This is a genomic window from Sphingobacterium sp. SGR-19 (assembly GCF_011043555.1).
Taxonomy (GTDB): Bacteria; Bacteroidota; Bacteroidia; order Sphingobacteriales; family Sphingobacteriaceae; genus Sphingobacterium.
In genome coordinates, this window is the sequence record NZ_JAAKGS010000002.1 from 237584 (window position 1) to 255669 (window position 18086).

Consider the following 18086-nt stretch of genomic DNA (forward strand, 5'->3'; position numbering starts at 1 on the left):
TGAACAATATGAGTATGAGAAAGACTTTTTTCGTATGTGGAATTGCCACGATGGCCCTTACCTTTGGGAGCTGTTCCGATTATTTTGAAGTGGATACGAACGATATTTTATTGGATAAAGATTATGTAAAGGAATCTAATGAACTTTACTCGGGCTATATGGGGGTGGCCTCCAAGATGCAGGCCATCGCGGATCAGACCGTGTTTCTGAGTGACCTGCGTACGGATTTGCTTGAGCCCACTGTAAATGCCCCACAAGATCTTTGGGATCTTTACAATTTTAAAGAAAAACCCGGTAATAGCTTTGCTAACCCACGGCCTTATTACGATTTGATCGTTAACGCAAATGCTTACTTGAGTAAGATTATCGCGTACAGAACAAATAACCCCACCGCCATTGAGGAGGCGCACTACCAAGCTCTAATATCCGGGACTATCCGTTTTAAGGTTTGGACGTATCTGACGCTGGGAAAACTTTATGGACAAGTAGCGTACTTCGATGATCCAGATCTCAATCTGGACAAGATCGGTGAGATTCCCGTGATCGGTTTCGATGAATTGATTCCACGCTTGATCTCCTTGATGGAAAGCGGCGTGGACGGCGTAAATGGTTTGTATGAAACCAACTGGGGCAATATTTTATATCCCGGCGTACCAGCCAACGAGCAAGATTTGGTGTGGAACATGATCTGTCCGTCACCAGCGCCCCTACGCATGGAGCTGTATCTTTGGAACAAAGAATATCAACGTGTCGTGGACATCGGTATTCCGTTTATATACGACAACGGTGGACGGCGTTATAAAGTAGATAACCAAGATTATAATGGCGAATGGATACAGGTCTTTACGCGGGATCCTGTTACGAAAACCCGTGTGCTTATCAATATCGTACCGTACGATTTTGAAAGAAACCAAACGAATCGCTTGATCAGCTTTTTTTCCAACCAGGAGCCATCGCTCTACTATTTAAAGCCTACGGAAGTAGCCATGCAACGGCATGCGTCCCAGTTACGCTATGACGGACATACCTTAGGTGATCAATATCGCGGAGAGAATTATACCTATTTTTTCCAGAATGGACAGTGGGTAATCCGTAAATTCTCCAGAGATCGGGAGAGTGCTTCGGAAATTTATAAAAACAATGTGCATATCGTCATCTATCGCGATTCGGATGTCCATTTTTTCCTTATCGAAGCGCTGAACAACCTAGGGAAATTCAGCCAAGCAGAGGCTCTATTGAATGATGGTATCGAGCAATACCTCATTCGTAATGTGGGAAATCTACAAGCGCCTTTTGATGATGAAGTGATGAATGCTGAATTAAAACGGAATTGGGGTATCCGTCGTCGAGTCAATCTCGGTCCGGTTTATCCGCAAGGCTTGTCTAAAGATGATATTGATACCGAAGCGGAAAAGCTGGAATATATGGAGGCCCTGGACCGCTTAGTAGCAGAAGAAACGCTGATGGAAAGTGCTGGCGAAGCAAAAGCTTATTTTGCATTGATGCGTATTGCCAAGCGATGGAATGATCCAGCTATCTTAGCCGATATCGTTTCTGCAAAATATCCAGATGGACAAAAGCAGCAGGTTAGAGGTCATTTGATGAACGAACAAAACTGGTTTGTAAAGTATCCATTGAAATAGGGGATAGCCTCCTGCTATTTAGTTGTTTTGTCAATTTTTAGATAAAATACGTCAATTTTTGAAAGTGTAAAACGCGCACTGGTCCCTACTTTTGACAGGAAGTAACTATAAACTGAAACATTTATGATGCTAACTGTTAGACAAAACGTAAAGGGGGGAGTGGTGTGCCTATTACTCTTTTTTGCTATGGTTTCGTTGGTTAAGGCACAAGAATTTTCCTTATCCGGGAGAGTGACTGACGCAAATAACCAAGCGATAAGTGGGGCCAGTGCGCAGGTCAAAGGAAAAAATGCAAGTACGTTAACAGATGAAGATGGTACTTTTTCACTATCGCTTGATGTGGGCGACGTATTACAGATAAGCTACGTGGGATATACGCCGGAAGAGGTGACCGTAAGCAGTCGAAACCCGATTACCGTCTTGCTGATGGCCGCTAACAACGATCTGGACGAGGTCGTGGTGATCGGTTACGGAACAGCTCGGAAAAGAGATCTCACCGGTGCGGTAGGCTCGGTAAAAGGTGACGATATTCGTCAAGTGCCGGTGACCACGGCAGCGCAAGCATTGACCGGTAAGGTCGCTGGTGTGAACGTCGTCACACAAAGCGGTGCTCCCGGAGCTGATGTCAATATTACCGTACGGGGCGGAACATCCATCACCGGTTCAACGACGCCGTTGTATGTCGTTGACGGATTCGTGATGGAAGATGCCTTAATGAAAATCGATATCAATGATATTGAAAACATTGATATCTTAAAAGATGCTTCCGCAACAGCCATTTATGGTGCGCGCGGAGCGAATGGGGTGGTATTGATTACGACGAAATCTGCAAAATCCGGCCGTACCGCGGTTGATTATAATGCCTATCTGAGTTTTGAACGGTTGAGCAGAAAGCTCGATCTGCTGGGCGTAGAAGATTATGTGAAATATCAATACGAATTCCAGACACTTGCTGGTAACGCGTCCAGGTTTGCTGATATGTACGGGGGAGATGTCGATGATCCTGATTTTGCTTCCGGTGCTTACGCACGGATCCATAACGACTATGGAACGCGTGCGGGCATTGATTGGCAAGATGAGGTGTTCGGTGGCAGCGCCTTGTTGCAAAACCACAACGTGAATATTTCCGGTGGAAACGAAAAGACAAAACTGATGCTGTCTTACAATAACACGAACCAAGACGGTATTTTAGCCAAATCCGGGTTCCGGCGGAACAGTGTGCGTGCTAAGGTCGACCACCAATTATTTGAAGGGGTGAATGTGGATTTCAATTCCCTGTTTCAGGATGCCAATAGACAAGGTGGCGGATCGTTGGGCGGTATGCTCAAAATGTCGGCCTTGCAGCCTGCCACCGGTGGCGTCCGTTATACTGACGAAGAAATGTTAAACACCGACATTGGGGACGAGATGCAGCTGATTGATTCGCAATACGATATTTCCAACCCAATTATTATGAACGACGCGCGTACCCGGGAACGGGCCTCACGTTTAGCGAATGTAAACGTCGGCCTGACGGCTAAATTTTTGAATGATTTTACGTTTCGTACGCAGGGATCCTATCAGTGGGGACAAACCCGTACCGATTTTTGGGACGATGGACGGACCAGGGATGCACAGAACAATGGCGGTCCCTATGGGGATATAAACAATGCCGAAGGATTTGAATGGCAATGGACGAATACCTTGTCCTGGATGAAAGACCTAGGGAACCACCATATTAATTTGATGGGCGGCCATGAAGTGCGGTACGAAGAAAGCCAAGGTCTTAAACACGAGTATTTTGAATTCCCAGCCAGTAATTTCGGTCTGAAAGACGTGAGTTTAGCCGGGCGGACAGAACGCGGCGAATCCGAAGCTGACCGCTACGGTTTGGTGTCTGGTTTCTTCCGCGGAATCTATAATTACGACGACCGCTACTTAGTGACGGCTACCGTTCGTGCGGATGGTGTATCGACCTTCCGTCAAGGTAACAAATGGGGAGCTTTTCCTTCTGCCTCCGCTGCTTGGAATATTCATAACGAAAGCTTCATGGAAGACAACGGCATTTTTGACCAGTTGAAACTGCGCGTGGGCTACGGTACGACCGGAAATGATAGAATCGGAACTACACGGTATGCAACCTTGTACGGATCGACCGTTGTTGCGGTAGATAATAAGACGGTCGTCGGTGTAAAACCGAGTAACACGTTAGGTAATCCAGCTTTAGTCTGGGAAAAGACACAAACAGCAAATGTAGGACTAGATGTGGCGTTGCTGAACAACCGGGTAAACCTGACTGCCGATTTTTACAACAACGAGTCGAAGAATTTATTATTGAAGGCCGCGATCCCCACATCGACGGGATACAGCGAGCAATACCAAAATGTCGCCACATTGCGCAATAGAGGTGTCGAACTCTCCTTGAACACGTTGAATATCCGTAACGAGAACTTCCAATGGCGGTCGGCCTTCAATATGACGTTCAACCGCTCGAAAGTGGGGCAGCTTTTCGGAAGCGGCGGCAATGATTACATGATCACCAATTATGAGTCCAGGATCAACTTTTATACTAGCGTAGGCGGCCCGATCAGTACTTTTTATGGCTATAAGTACGATGGCGTGTATACGACAGACGACTTCGTGCAAAACGGCGATGGTAGCTACACCTTGCGAGATGGGGTGGCTTCCCTTAAAGGTAAAGACCGTTCCGCGGTAAAACCAGGTGACGTAAAATACCTTCCTGTAGCCGGCCAAACAGACGCGGATGGAAATCCGGTATGGTCTGCGGACGATCGTACGGAACTGGGAAGCCCTGAGCCCAAATTTTTTGGTGGCTTCAACAACGAGTTTATTTATAAAGGGTTCGACCTTAGTGTGTTCCTGAACTTTGCGTACGGAAACAAGGTGTTCAATATGAATAGCCAGCGCTTTATGGGCCCGTACTTGCCTAACCAAAACTCGTTAGGCGATATGGCGGATCGCTTTACGCTGATCGATCCCAGCACAGGATTGGAAACAAATGACCTGAATCGATTGGCGGAACTAAATCCTAATCAACATGCAGCAGATCAGATATGGAGCTTAAATGCGGGCAATAATATCGCTATATCCGACCCGCTGGATTACTATCTGGAAGACGCTTCTTTTTTACGGATAAACAACATCACGTTAGGGTACACCTTACCGGGAGAAGTCTCCAAAAAGGCATTTATCCAACGGTTGAGGTTTTATATTACCTTAAACAACATCCATACGTTTACAAATTACTCCGGATTCGACCCTGAGGTTTCGGCGACCGATGAGATCTTAACACGAGGCGTCGACAACTCGGCTTATCCGCGGATAAAGAGCTTCGTAACCGGAATTAACTTAACGTTTTAAAAGCTAAGAATCATGACAAAATATAAATTTATCTATATGGCATTGGCTGGTCTTCTACTCAGTACATCTGCTTGTAAAGACTTTTTGGAGCTGCCATCAGAAAAGGATTTTGATAGCTCCACGATATTTGAGGACGTCGGCAAAGTGGAAATGGCCGTGTTGGGCGCCTATACCAGTACCTTTAATGCTGAACTGTTCTATCAGTTTGGTATGGGTAATGATGAAATTTTTTCTACCGAAGGAGAAACGAACTCGAAAAATCAGGTTTCAAATTATGTATATAGCCCCGCTATCAGTCCGACGGGTACCTATACGACGATGTATGCCGGTGTTGAACAGGCTAATGTATTAATCCGAAATATTCCGTTGATGGCGAGTGCGGACGACGCAGAACGCGACAAGTTGGATGCGCTTTTAGGCGAAGCTTATGCGATCCGAGCCATGAACATGTTGCATGTCGTACGTCATTTTGGTGATGTGCCTTATCCGACCGTTCCGGTAGTCGAGATGCCGGATTTCGCCTCGTCCCGCGTGAGCCGAGATACGATATTAGATGGTTGCGTGCAAGATCTGCAACGCGCTATCGAACTGCTGCCTTGGAAAGGAGAGTCGGGGATGCCAATAGAACGGGTATCGAAGAACACCGCGTACGGTCTATTAGCGCGTACCGCGCTTTATGCGGCAGGCTATTCGCTCCGTTGGGACTTGGACAGCTATGCACCCAGTAGCGTACAATTGGCCCGACGTTCGGATACGCAGCGTATTCAGGAGCTGTACGAAATCGCCCGGGACGCCTGTAAGGCCATTGTCGATAGAGGAGAAAATGAGTTGATCGATTATGAAACGATCTTCCGTGACTTGGTCAACGGAAAATATAATAAAGAGTCCATGTTCGAATACGGCCAAAAAGGTGCCGATCGTAACGAAGCGCGGCTTGGCTACACGAACGGTATCTTTGCGCATACCCAATCGTTTTATAACAAATCGCAGCCAGCAATGGCGGCATTACCTACATACTATTTTGAGTTTGAAGAAGGTGACGTTCGTCGTGATGTGACCATCTCGAATTATGCTATAACAGCGGAAAGCACGCACCAAATGAACACCTACGCGAACCACATGATCGGTAAGTATCGTGTCAATTGGAAAGCGGACGAAGGTGTTTCCGCAGCTCAGCGCGACATCAACTGGATCCATTTACGGTATGCCGATGTATTGTTAATGTATGCTGAAGCCGAGAATGAGTTGAACAACGGGCCGACTCCGGTGGCTAAAGAAATGTACGAGAAAGTGCGTTTGCGTGCTTTTCAGAACGATCGTGCACAAATTGGCGAAACGCCAAGTACCTACGAAGCATTCCGTGATGCCATTATCCAAGAGCGTAAGCTAGAACTCGGTTTTGAAGGCTGGCGTCGTACGGATCTCATCCGTTGGGGTATATTATACGAAAAACTTACCGCGACCAAGCAGGACGTCCTTGACTTAGCCAATCGTACTGGGAAATACGCGGACGTTCCGCGGTACCGCGCTTATAAGATCACCGATGCGAAGGCCTTCAACGATCCTACGGTTGCCTTAGACTTTATACCGTTAGCCATTGAGCCTACAGCCACGGAAAGGGAGGAGTTGCAGCGCCAAGGCTACACGATCGTGGACATGTATGGTGCCACGGCGGCCTTTTTTAATAATAAGCTGGCAGCCAATGAGGTTTGGGTAAGAAATATTTACCGCGGCTTAGAGAAGAACAAAGTAGAGCTGTTTCCACTTTCTACGAACACGATCGACGCAAATACAGGTTTGCGCGGACAACAACACCCTCTATACTAATTTAGATATGTCAACTAAAAAAATAGCGCTTTCGGGTTTTGTCTTTTTACTGTGCTTTATCGGTTTATCTTCAAGAATCCAGGCGCAAAAATTATACGTGCAATTCGCCGAGTCCGAAATGAAACGCTTCCCGGAAGCTTGGCAGATTGATCATGGCAAACGCCTGTACTTCGGCTACGGGCAAGGACTCGGCTGCTTGGCTATGCTCAAGATGTGGGAGAAAACCACCGACCAAAGGTATTTCGATTATGTGGAGGCTTGGGCCGATACGATCATCAACGAACATGGCGATATCCATCTCTATAAACGAGAAACATATAACATAGACTATATCAATCCTGGCAAAATTCTTTTTACCCTTTACGAGCAGACCGGAAAAGAAAAATATAAGCTTGCGATCGAACGGTTGATGGATCAGCTGAAAGTTCATCCCCGAACGCTCGAAGGAGCTTATTGGCATAAGCTGATTTATCCCCACCAGATCTGGTTAGACGGCGTGTATATGGCTAATCCGTTTATAGCGCAGTATGGTCGGTTTACAAATGATAGTGTGCATTATGACGACGTGATCAATCACATCCTCATCACGGCGAAACATACGTATGATGCCGAAACCGGACTTTATTACCACGCTTGGGACGAAAGCAAAAAACAGCAATGGGCCGACAACATGACCGGGCAATCGCCTAATTTTTGGGGTCGTAGCATAGGCTGGTGGTTTATGGCATTGGTTGATGTACTCGATTTTATTCCAACAGATTATCCCAGAAGAGACGAGATTGTGGCCATTATCAACGGGCTAGCTGAAACATTGCCTAAATATCAGGATGAAGAAGGCTTATGGTGGCAAGTCTTGGATAAAATTGGCAAGGAGAAAAACTATCAGGAGGCTTCTGTCAACGCCATGTTTATGTACAGTTTTGCAAAAGCGGCCAATAGAGGTTATATCTCACAATCTTATAAGACCGTAGCCGAGAAAACCTTAACAGGGATGCAAAAAAAATTGCTAAAGAAGGAAGCAGACGGTACACTTACACTTATCCAATGTAATGCCGTTGCGGGTTTAGGTGGGCATCCCTACCGCGATGGCAGCTACGATTACTATGTTAACGAGCGCGTCCGGGAAAATGATGCCAAAGCCACCGGTCCGTTCATTATGGGGTTATTGGAATTAAATAGATAACCTTGTTGTACACAGGACAGTGCATAACACTGTTGAGGTTGCTTTTTGATATATTAGAGAGATAAACTTAGATAGGTGACGTTAACAAATAAACCATGACGAACATAACAAGAGGACGAGCCGGACATTCCAGAAGAGATTTTATAAAAGCTAGCTTTTTTCTGCTGTCGGGTGCGATGATGACACCGTCTCTTTATGCATTTAACGCGAGCAATACGCCTGCTTTTACCTTAAAACCTATTGGTCGATCGCTTGCCCTGGCAGATTACTACATTTGGTGTTCTTCTCCGATTTGGGGCGATGACGGCAAAGTACATATCTTCTATTCGCGCTGGAAGAAAGAGAAGGGTATGAGTGGCTGGATTCGGGGTTCGGAAATTGCACATGCTGTGGCCGATCGTCCCGATGCTCCCTTTACAGATCTTGGCGTGGTGCTTAGTCCGAGAGAAGGATATTGGGATAGTACAACCTGTCATAATCCCCTCATCCAAAAAGTAGGGGATACCTATTACCTATTTTATATGGGGAACTCGAATGGAAAAACAGATACCAAGCGTATCGGTATTGCGACTTCAAAAAGCTTGGATGGACCTTGGGAACGTCCGGATAGTCCCGCGCTAATGCCGGGAGAGGAGGGTGCTTGGGACGATCATTGTACGACGAATCCTGCCTTTGTAGAGGGGAATGACGGCAAATATTGGTTGTTTTATAAATCGTGGAATACCGCAGAATACCAAAATCAATCGGGTGCAGTACGTGGAAACCGCAAGTATGGGCTGGCAAAGGCTGATCATCCCGAAGGGCCGTATATAAAAGTGTCGGAAAACCCGGTTATCGATTTTTCGGACCGTCCGAATAATGCGCAGCTGGAAGATGCTTTTGTATGGAAAGAAGCGGGGATGTATTACCTGATTGCTCGGGATATGGGATTTTATAACCATGAGTTTGGGCTGTTGTTGTCTTCTCCGGACGGTCTCCGTTGGTCAGAACCTCGGGTCTCTTACCTGGATATGAAAAGCTACGTGCAGGAAAGCGATCCTCCTGCGCATCTCAAACGCTTTGGTCGTTTGGAGCGACCCATGTTATTGCTCGACAAGGTTAAGGGAACACCGCGTTATCTTTTTGGTGCTACGCAGGGAGGAGCTGCTGAAACATCGACTACTTTTGTCTTCGAGATTGAATCGTATAAATTATAGTACGCCTAAAAATAGCCTCCACACCGATTTTGATCAGTTTTTAGATGGAATAGGTCAATTTTTAAACGTTTAAAAAGGGGGCTTATGTTATTTTTGGACATGCTGGAATATACGATCAGCATCTTTTTTTTAGCACAACTGTGTTAATTATAGTAGAGAAGACTATTCACTTATAAACATAATTCGATATGAAGAGTAATCCTTTTTTTAGAAAAACGTTAGCACTTGTTCTGTTTGCGGCACTGGGGATTATCAGCTGTACCAAAACGGAATTGGAGGGAGTACGCATTTATACAAAACCAAGCCAAGGGCCTTTCCCCGACTATGGGGAAGTGGTTGCGTTTCCGGGAGCAGAAGGCTTCGGTCGCAACGCAACTGGAGGTCGGGGAGGAGATGTTTATCGCGTTACCACGTTGGAAGATAGTGGGGAAGGATCGTTGCGGGATGCGGTTAGCCAACCCGGTAGAATCATCGTGTTTGACGTCGCCGGGGTTATAAACCTCCAAAGTGTACTGGTGCTGAGTTCCGATCTCACCATTTTGGGGCAGACAGCGCCGGGAGACGGCGTTGTGCTGTATGGGAATCGTATCTCTGCTTCAGGAGCTTCAAATGTTATTTGCCGTTATATCCGGATACGTATGGGAAGAAATGGCCCTAGTGGTCAGGATGCGATGGGAATTGCTTCGGGGGAAAACATGATCTTTGATCATATATCCGCAACTTGGGGGCGTGATGAGAACTTCTCCATCAACAGTAATACCACACGAAATATCACGATACAAAACTCATTCATCGGCCAAGGGTTGCAGAATCACTCGTGTGGAGGGCTTATGCAGACGACAGCAGAAAACGGTATTACCTTGTTCCGTAACTTGTATATAGACAACAAAACACGTAATCCGAAAGTGAAAGGTTTAAACCAGTTTGTCAATAATGTTGTATACAACTGGGGCAACGGTACGGCATATGATATGGGAGGTGGTTCGGAAGGGCTCTCCGTAACGAGTATTGAAGACAATTATTTCATTAAAGGGCCAGTGGTGAATTGGCAGGAAGTCCGATTGGAGGACGAGAGTCTTGAACTGCAATTGGTACCGATAAACCCAGCCCGTCCGTTTACAGGTGGAAACGAAAATTTCAGTGCATTTTTTGCAGGAAATCTTTACGATCACGATAAAGACGGTGCGCTGAATGGAGTGGAAATTATACCCGCATCCAACTGGGAAGAGTATTGTTCAGGAAATCCGGTATTCCTTTCATCCAGACCAAGCATATTCCCCAAAATAGGTCAACAAATAAGTGCCGCGGAGGCTTATGCATGGATTGTGGAAAATGGGGGGGCTAGTTTACCAGCCCGCGATCAGGTAGATAGCTATCTGATCGAAGAACTGACCTCACTGGGAACTAAGGGGACAATTATCCAGAATGAACGGGATACCCAGCAATTTCCATTGGGAGGTGTCGGTGAAATCAATGAAGGAGAAAAGCCGTTGGATAGCGACGGCGATGGTATACCGGATAGTTTTGAAGACGAATATGATTTGGATAAGAACGACCCGACCGATGCAACGAAGCTTGCTAGTAATGGCTACATGAACATTGAAAACTATGCGTTTTCTATTGGTACCACTAAATAATTACTCGTATGAAATCCATAATAAAAAGTCTGCAAATATTATTCATCGCTGTTCTATTTGCGAATTGTTCTAAAGATGCTTTGCAGCAATTCATTGTAGAGCAACCCAATTCCTTTGTTTTATCGATCAGTGAGGCGAGTGAGCTGAGCTATCAGATCAAAGCCAATGACAAGATTGGTATCAATAGTGCCGCCTATCCGGTACTTTATAATAGCCTCGTCAGTCTTTATGATGTACCCGTAGCGCCACAGTATCTGATTTATTATCCATCAAACGCGGAAATTTCGGGGGAAAATATACTAAAGTTTACATTACCTCAAACACAGAAGTATGTCAAAGGGAACATTGATCCCTTAGCGTACCCTCTTTTTAGCCTGACGGATAACGAAGGACTAGATAGTATGACCATGAGTCCGGTTTGTGGTGGACTAAAACTGATGGTACCAGCCAATGATCTTTTCAGCGCCATTACTTCGGTTTCGATAACGTCTGAAACAGACCTTTTAACGGGAACCGTAGAGATAAGAGGGGAGGACGGACAGATAGAACTTCTCGAGGAGCAGGCATCAAAGAAAGTAACGCTCAAAGGCGAAATTGATATTTCCGAGGGGCAACAGTTGTTCATTGCCCTACCTCCGATTACGTTTGCCGAGGCAGTTAAAGTTAAGTTTACCACCTTGAAAGGTATAGGAACATGTACTATCGATCTTACAGGAGAAAGTATAGAAAGTGGTAAGGTATTGGCCGTAGCATTAGAAGATATTGATTGGATGGCAAAAACGGACTACTATGGTAAAGCGAACAGCGTGATCGCCTCGCCCGGCGCCACATCGGTAACGGTTGACTGTACACCGTATTACACCACCAATTTACGATACACCTATGAGAACTATCCGAATGATGATGAAGACAAATTACCGCGTTCGGCAAAGATGTTGTGGAATGATGTATCTCCCGACTTTGTCGGGGACGTTTCCCTCGCTGCAGATGGCAAATCTTTCACAGCACAACTTAACGGGCAACCGGGAAATGCGTTGATTGCTATTTATGATAAGGAAGATCCAGATGCAGGGGATGCTAAGATCTTGTGGTCTTTTCATATTTGGGTCACAGAGACCAATGACGTACAGCTTGGTGTAAACGGCAAAGGGAATGCGTATACCGTTCTGGATCGTAATCTAGGTGCGGTGTCGGCAGCAGCAGGCGATTGGCGCGCTATCGGTATGTTGTACCAATGGGGGCGTAAGGATCCGTTTGTCAGTACGGGATCGTTGGGTGAAAATACCAATGCCACCATGTACAATCGCAATGGTACGGTGAATCTGCCTGTTGTCGCCGGAGGATCCGCTACAGGCTCGATAGAATATGCCACCCAAAATCCCACACGCTTTATACGTTCTTCACAGACCGGAAGCAGTACCGGGTCGCGGCCATTCCGTTACGCCCATGATTGGTTGTACTATGCAGACGACGGTTTGTGGGGAAATCCGGAGGGGTTTAATTTTCCGGCTTTTTCCTCTCTACAGAAATCTATCTATGATCCATCGCCGGAAGGCTATATGGTGGCGCCGCCAGATGTATGGTTAAAGGCGTCATCGGGAGCCGACAAGGCTGCCAGTATATTTGCCGATGCCGAGTGGAACGCGACCCATTTGGGTTACCGCGTACAAACCAGCGATAATGAAACTTGGTATACTATAGGCGGATGGCGAAGCCGTAGCAATGGGAGCTTGAGCAATGCACATTCGACTGGGTATTATTGGAGTAGCAGTGTGTCGGGCGCGGTCAATGCGAATGCCTGGTATATGAGCATAAATTCGGGTGGGGTGACGTTGAAAGGTGCAAATAGCCGCGCAAATTCCGCGTCGATTCGATCCGTAAAGATTATCAACTGATATTAGATGAATAAGAATACAAATATGAGAAAAATGTTGTGGCGCCTGAAAACTGCCTTATTAGTCCTTGTTGGTTTGGGTTGGTTATCCGCCGAAGGTCAAGAAACCAGCCAAGCGGGTTACAGTTACTTATATGAGGACTTACCTTTTGATATGCCCGTTCTTTCGCCGCCTACATTTCCGAAGAACGAAGTGTTACTTACTGATTTTGGAGGCATCGGAGACGGCACCACGTTGAACACGGAAGCATTTGCCAAGGCCATGAACGCGCTTTCCCAAAAGGGAGGTGGACGATTGCGGGTGCCGGCAGGTGTCTGGTTTACTGGACCTATCGTTTTCCAGAGCAATATCAATCTGCATTTGGAAGATCGGGCGATTATCTTGTTTTCTCCCGACAAAGATTTATATCCTATTGTAGAAACTTCTTTTGAAGGATTGGATACGCGTAGGTGCCAGTCCCCCATTTCGGGAAGGAATCTGGAAAACGTGGCGATTACCGGTAATGGAGCGATTGACGGTAACGGACATTATTGGCGCCCGTTGAAGAAGGAGAAGGTTTCGGAGAGCTTTTGGAAGCGGGCTACATCAGCAGGAGGGGCGTTCAAGCGGGATAATTATTGGATGCCTTCTGCACAGTATCTGCATGGTGATACCATTAGTGACATGAACGTGCCTCGCCATTTAAAAACCGAAGAAGAGTGGATGTCCGTGAGAGATTTCCTACGTCCGGTGATGGTCAGTTTTATCGAATGTCGAAATGTTTTTTTGCAAGGCGTGATTTTTCAGAATTCGCCAGCCTGGAATATCCATCCGCTGATGTGCGAAAATGTAATCTTGGACGGTGTACAAGTACGAAATCCTTCCTATGCGCAGAATGGTGACGGTTTGGATTTGGAATCTTGTAAAAATGCGATTATCGTCAACAGCACATTTGACGTAGGCGACGACGGAATCTGTATTAAATCGGGCAAAGATGAAGATGGCAGAAAACGGAATAGAGCAACCGAAAATGTCATCATTGATAATTGTACCGTATTCAAGGGGCATGGTGGCTTCGTCGTGGGCAGCGAAATGTCGGGAGGGGTTAAAAATATCTTGGTATCCAACTGTCAGTTTTTGGGTACGGATGTGGGGCTGCGGTTCAAAAGCCGTAGAGGACGTGGCGGTGTAGTCGAGAATATTTTTATCCGCCAGATCAATATGTTTGACATCGCTACCGAACCCCTTCATTTTAACCTTTACTACGGCGGCAAGTCCGTGGTAGAGACGTTAGAAGATGGAGATGAGGCTGCGATAGTCGAGGAAATTCCACCAGTGGACGAAACGACACCGACATTTAAAAATATCTATATCAATGATGTAGTCTGTGCGAGCGCACGAAGAGCAATGTATTTTTATGGACTACCGGAGCATATGATTGAAAATATCAATGTAGAGAACTTTATTGTCCATTCTAAAGTGGGGGGTGAATTGCGGGAATCAGAAAAAATCACCCTGAAAAATGTGGCAATTTACCCAGAAGAAGGATCCGTGCTGACATTGCGCAACGTACGAAATGTCCATATAGAAGGATTACGGACAGACGCTACAACCGATATATTTGATGTGTCTGGCCGTCGTTCATCCGATATCGCCATCCACGGTAATTACGCCGAAGAACAAATCAAGATGAGAAAAGACGCGCCATCAGATATACTGAAATTACATACCGTCAACTAGTATGAAGCGAATGAGAAAGGATATAACGTATACGATGGGAAGTCTATATCTTTCCTTGATTTTGTTATGGAGTACAGGGTTAGATGCCTTGGCGCAATCCAAACACTGGCAAAAGAATCCGCGTAGCGTGCATTATACCGAAGATCATGGTGATTTCCTGCTTGTCAACGGGAAGTATCGTTTTAATCGGGCGTTATATGGAAACCATAAGCCTTCGCGTGTAGAAGCGGGTGATTTACCCGAATTTGCGCTGTATATGCCAGGCATGGCCGGCAACCTGCAGTTCGTTCTAGAAAAAGAGGGTAGCTATAAAAAATTGATCGACGCCGAACATATCGAAACCCGATATCGACCGGGATCGATGATCTATCGCGTGCAGGATCCGTTGATCGGAAGCGGACACCTCGATATCGTCGTGCTGGCGCAGGCAGATGAAGAAGGACTTATTGTTAAACTAGAAGGCAAGGGTATACCCTCGGAGGCAAAGCTGCATGCGCTGTACGGCGGGGCAAGCGGACGTAAATTCAGTCGGGGGGGAGATATTGGTGCCGACCCCGAATCAGGTTTTTACCTATTGCCCGAATACGCAAAGGATAACCGTTATAAACTCATGCAGAATAGCTTTGAGCTGACTTATCTGGATGGGAAAAAGAAAGAGGAATTTATTTACGGTACTTTTTCAGCGACAACTCAACTTCGGCTTTCGGATGCAACGGTATTGGATGATCTGGCACAACTTGGTCAAAAAGGAGCAGCGGAAAGTCCGATTGTATCTGCGACTTATACGCTACAGAAAGCACCGATATATATCCAGATAGCGAAAGGACCGTTGGAAAAGAAGGTATATAGCGATGATATGCTTCAGGACCGATATAACCGCGCCGAGCAGGCACGGTTGCAGTTGGCGGAGCGTGTCAAACTGAAGACACCTGATCGCTTTATCAACACCTTTGGAGCTGCTTTGGCGGTTGCCGCCGATGGTGTGTGGGAAAGTCCTACTTTCCTGCATGGGGCCGTTGCCTGGCGTATGCGCTTAAATGCGTGGCGTGGTGCCTATTCAACAGATGCTTTGGGCTGGCATGACCGCGCAAAAGAGCATTTTTCCAGTTACGCCAACTCGCAGGTATTGGAACCGGAATCTGCTAAGGTCGTGATGGATACAGCCTTGCATTTGGCTCGGCATATCGAAGAAATGGGTACGGCTATGTTTTCAAGTGGATATATCTCCCGACATCCCAATAACAATACGGTAGCGCATCATTATGATATGAATCTCGTATTTTTTGACCAGTTATTTACCCATTTCAATTATACAGGGGATACAACTTATCTCCGAAAGATGTGGCCAACGATCGAGCGACATTTGGCGTGGGAGCGGAGGAACTTTAAAAGAAACGGACTGTACGATGCCTACTGCGCGATTTGGGCAAGCGATGGACTGCAATATTCCGGGGGAGGAGTTGCCCATACGTCCGCCTATAATTACCGTGCAAATACTGCGGCGGCCAAGCTGGCTAGACTGCTAGGAGAGGACTCATCCATCTACGAAGCGGAAGCACAGCAGATAGAGATGGCCATGCGGGAGCGGTTGTGGCTGGAAAATAAGGGATATTTTGCGGAGTATCAAGATGCTTTGGGAAACAAACTGGTGCACGATAAACCAGGTTTATGGACGATTTACCATGTTGCGGATGCTTACTTATTAGATGATTTTGACAGCTATCAAAATACCCAATATATCGATAATTACTTACCACATATTCCCATTGAAGTGGAAGGAAAGGAACACGAAGGGCTATACACGTTAGCAACAACTACCTGGCAACCCTATACTTGGTCCGTAAATAATGTGGCGTTAGCCGAGAATCTTCAAGGAGCTTTGGCCTATTGGCAATCCGGACGTCCAGACGATGCTTTTCATTTGTGGAAGAGCAATGTGGTGGAAAGTATGTACCATGGAATAAGTCCGGGGAATTTCCAGCAATTATCTCATTACGATGCGTTTCGTGGAGAACTGTATAGGGACTTTGCCGATCCGATAGGTGTAGCCTCCCGTACATTAACGGAAGGACTTTTTGGTTTCCTTCCCAAATTGATGGATGGGGAGATCCTGATAAAACCTGGATTCCCCCAAGACTGGGACTTTGCCGAGATCGAATTACCGGAATGGCGTTATGCGTATAAACGTGAACAAGGAAACCTATCTTTCCATATCCGTACGCAGTATGAACAGGCTGTACAGCTGAAAATGGAAGTTCCGGTATCGTATGCACAGATAAAATCAGTTAAAGTAAACGGCGATGTAGTATCGTGGTCTATAAAACCGTCGTCGATCAATAGACCGGTCTTAGTATTTGATGCGCCGGCAGCAAAAGAATTTAAGGTCGAGATTATCGGCGGAAAACAACTTAAATTAATGTCGGTAGCGCCTGTGGAGCATCCCTACACCGAAGAACTCAAGCTTCCTCTCCCAGAGGGCGTGGAAATAATAGACGTGTATGATCCTCAAAAAATCCTTCGGGGTCAGGACGATGAACGATTTTTCTTTACTCGACACACGCATAAAGGTACGTTTTTCGTTAAACTTCGACAAGGTGAAATGACTTGGTGGCAAGCCATCAACGTGGATTTGGTTCAGCCCGTTCAAACTGGTTTTGTACAACGGAATAAGCACCACTATCTTAGTCTAAAAAATCGGACGACACAAAATCAGGTAGTTGACATTGATGGAATTGGTGTTAAAAAAGAGGTTAAGCTTTCTTCATCGGAATCGGTGGAAATAACTTTACCAACTACCGGATTGTCGATGGGTACGAATAAACTGCGGGTTCGTACAGGCCAAGATCAATGGACCGCGCGTTATATCGTTTGGGATATAGAAAACCCAGGGAAGTACAGACCACAAGATTTGTCCCGCTTTTATAATGCGCGCGTACGCGATATTTTTGAGCAACGTTATCTATCCCCGAGGCCAGATGTACCTACATTACAGCTGCCTTGGCAAGGAATTGGTAATTGGTGCTATCCGCTTATCGAAGCTTCGATCGACGATAACGGTTTGATGGCGGCTCGAAAAGAGCAATCCGTGACCTATTTAGGAGTTCCATTTCTGATTAAAGGAGATGCGAAAAATGTAGTTTTCACCAGCCAATGGGATAATTATCCCACGACTGTTGAGGTGCCTTTGCAAGGCAAGGCAGAAAAAGCCTATCTGTTAATGGCAGGATCCACAAACCCCATGCAGGCGGAAATGATAAACGCACGGGTAAAAGTGACATACACCGATGGAGAGGAGGATATCCTGGACTTGAAGAATCCGACCAATTGGTGGCCAATTGAACAAGACTATTTAGATGACAACTACGCTTTTGAAATTCCAGATGAGGAGATACCCTATCGGATTAGGTTGAAAACAGGAGAACTGTATAAAGGAGGGGAATTGCCCAACTATACGGAAATAAAAGGTTACACGAACCGGGCAGTGGATGGAGGTGCCGCAACAATATTGGATTTGCCACTGGATAGTTCCAAAACACTGAAATCGTTGCAACTAGTGAGCGAAACCAATGATGTGGTTGTCGGTATTATTGCAGTTACTTTATTTGCGAAGTGAGCATGTTAAAAAA

The 18086-nt window shown here is 46.0% G+C and carries 9 protein-coding genes; all 9 read left to right on the forward strand.

Going from position 1 to position 18086, the window contains the following annotated elements; translation table 11 throughout:
- Positions 1 to 14 precede the first annotated feature (14 nt).
- The 9 genes from G5B43_RS04750 (at position 15) to G5B43_RS04790 (ending at position 18073) form a co-directional block, all read left to right on the forward strand.
- Complete coding sequence (locus G5B43_RS04750; RefSeq protein ID WP_165293576.1) at positions 15 to 1643, forward strand: RagB/SusD family nutrient uptake outer membrane protein; 1629 nt, start codon at positions 15 to 17, stop codon at positions 1641 to 1643.
- 123 nt (positions 1644 to 1766) lie between these two features.
- Entirely contained in the window at positions 1767 to 5003 is a 3237-nt protein-coding gene (locus G5B43_RS04755; RefSeq protein ID WP_240904757.1) for a SusC/RagA family TonB-linked outer membrane protein, read from the forward strand.
- Between the two features lie 12 nt (positions 5004 to 5015).
- A complete protein-coding gene (locus G5B43_RS04760; RefSeq protein WP_240904758.1) occupies positions 5016 to 6830 on the forward strand; it encodes a RagB/SusD family nutrient uptake outer membrane protein in 1815 nt (604 codons plus the stop codon).
- A gap of 7 nt (positions 6831 to 6837) precedes the next feature.
- Entirely contained in the window at positions 6838 to 8013 is a 1176-nt protein-coding gene (locus G5B43_RS04765) for a glycoside hydrolase family 105 protein (RefSeq protein WP_165293577.1), read from the forward strand.
- A gap of 95 nt (positions 8014 to 8108) precedes the next feature.
- Positions 8109 to 9209 carry a glycoside hydrolase family protein gene (locus G5B43_RS04770; protein WP_240904759.1) on the forward strand — a complete coding sequence of 367 codons (1101 nt, stop codon included), beginning with the start codon at positions 8109 to 8111 and terminating at the stop codon, positions 9207 to 9209.
- Between the two features lie 188 nt (positions 9210 to 9397).
- A complete protein-coding gene (locus G5B43_RS04775; RefSeq protein ID WP_206367242.1) occupies positions 9398 to 10846 on the forward strand; it encodes a polysaccharide lyase family 1 protein in 1449 nt (482 codons plus the stop codon).
- 8 nt (positions 10847 to 10854) lie between these two features.
- Complete coding sequence (locus tag G5B43_RS04780; RefSeq protein ID WP_165293578.1) at positions 10855 to 12741, forward strand: hypothetical protein; 1887 nt, start codon at positions 10855 to 10857, stop codon at positions 12739 to 12741.
- A gap of 6 nt (positions 12742 to 12747) precedes the next feature.
- Complete coding sequence (locus G5B43_RS04785) at positions 12748 to 14460, forward strand: glycoside hydrolase family 28 protein (protein WP_165293579.1); 1713 nt, start codon at positions 12748 to 12750, stop codon at positions 14458 to 14460.
- 10 nt (positions 14461 to 14470) lie between these two features.
- Complete coding sequence (locus G5B43_RS04790; protein ID WP_206367243.1) at positions 14471 to 18073, forward strand: DUF4450 domain-containing protein; 3603 nt, start codon at positions 14471 to 14473, stop codon at positions 18071 to 18073.
- Positions 18074 to 18086 lie beyond the last annotated feature (13 nt).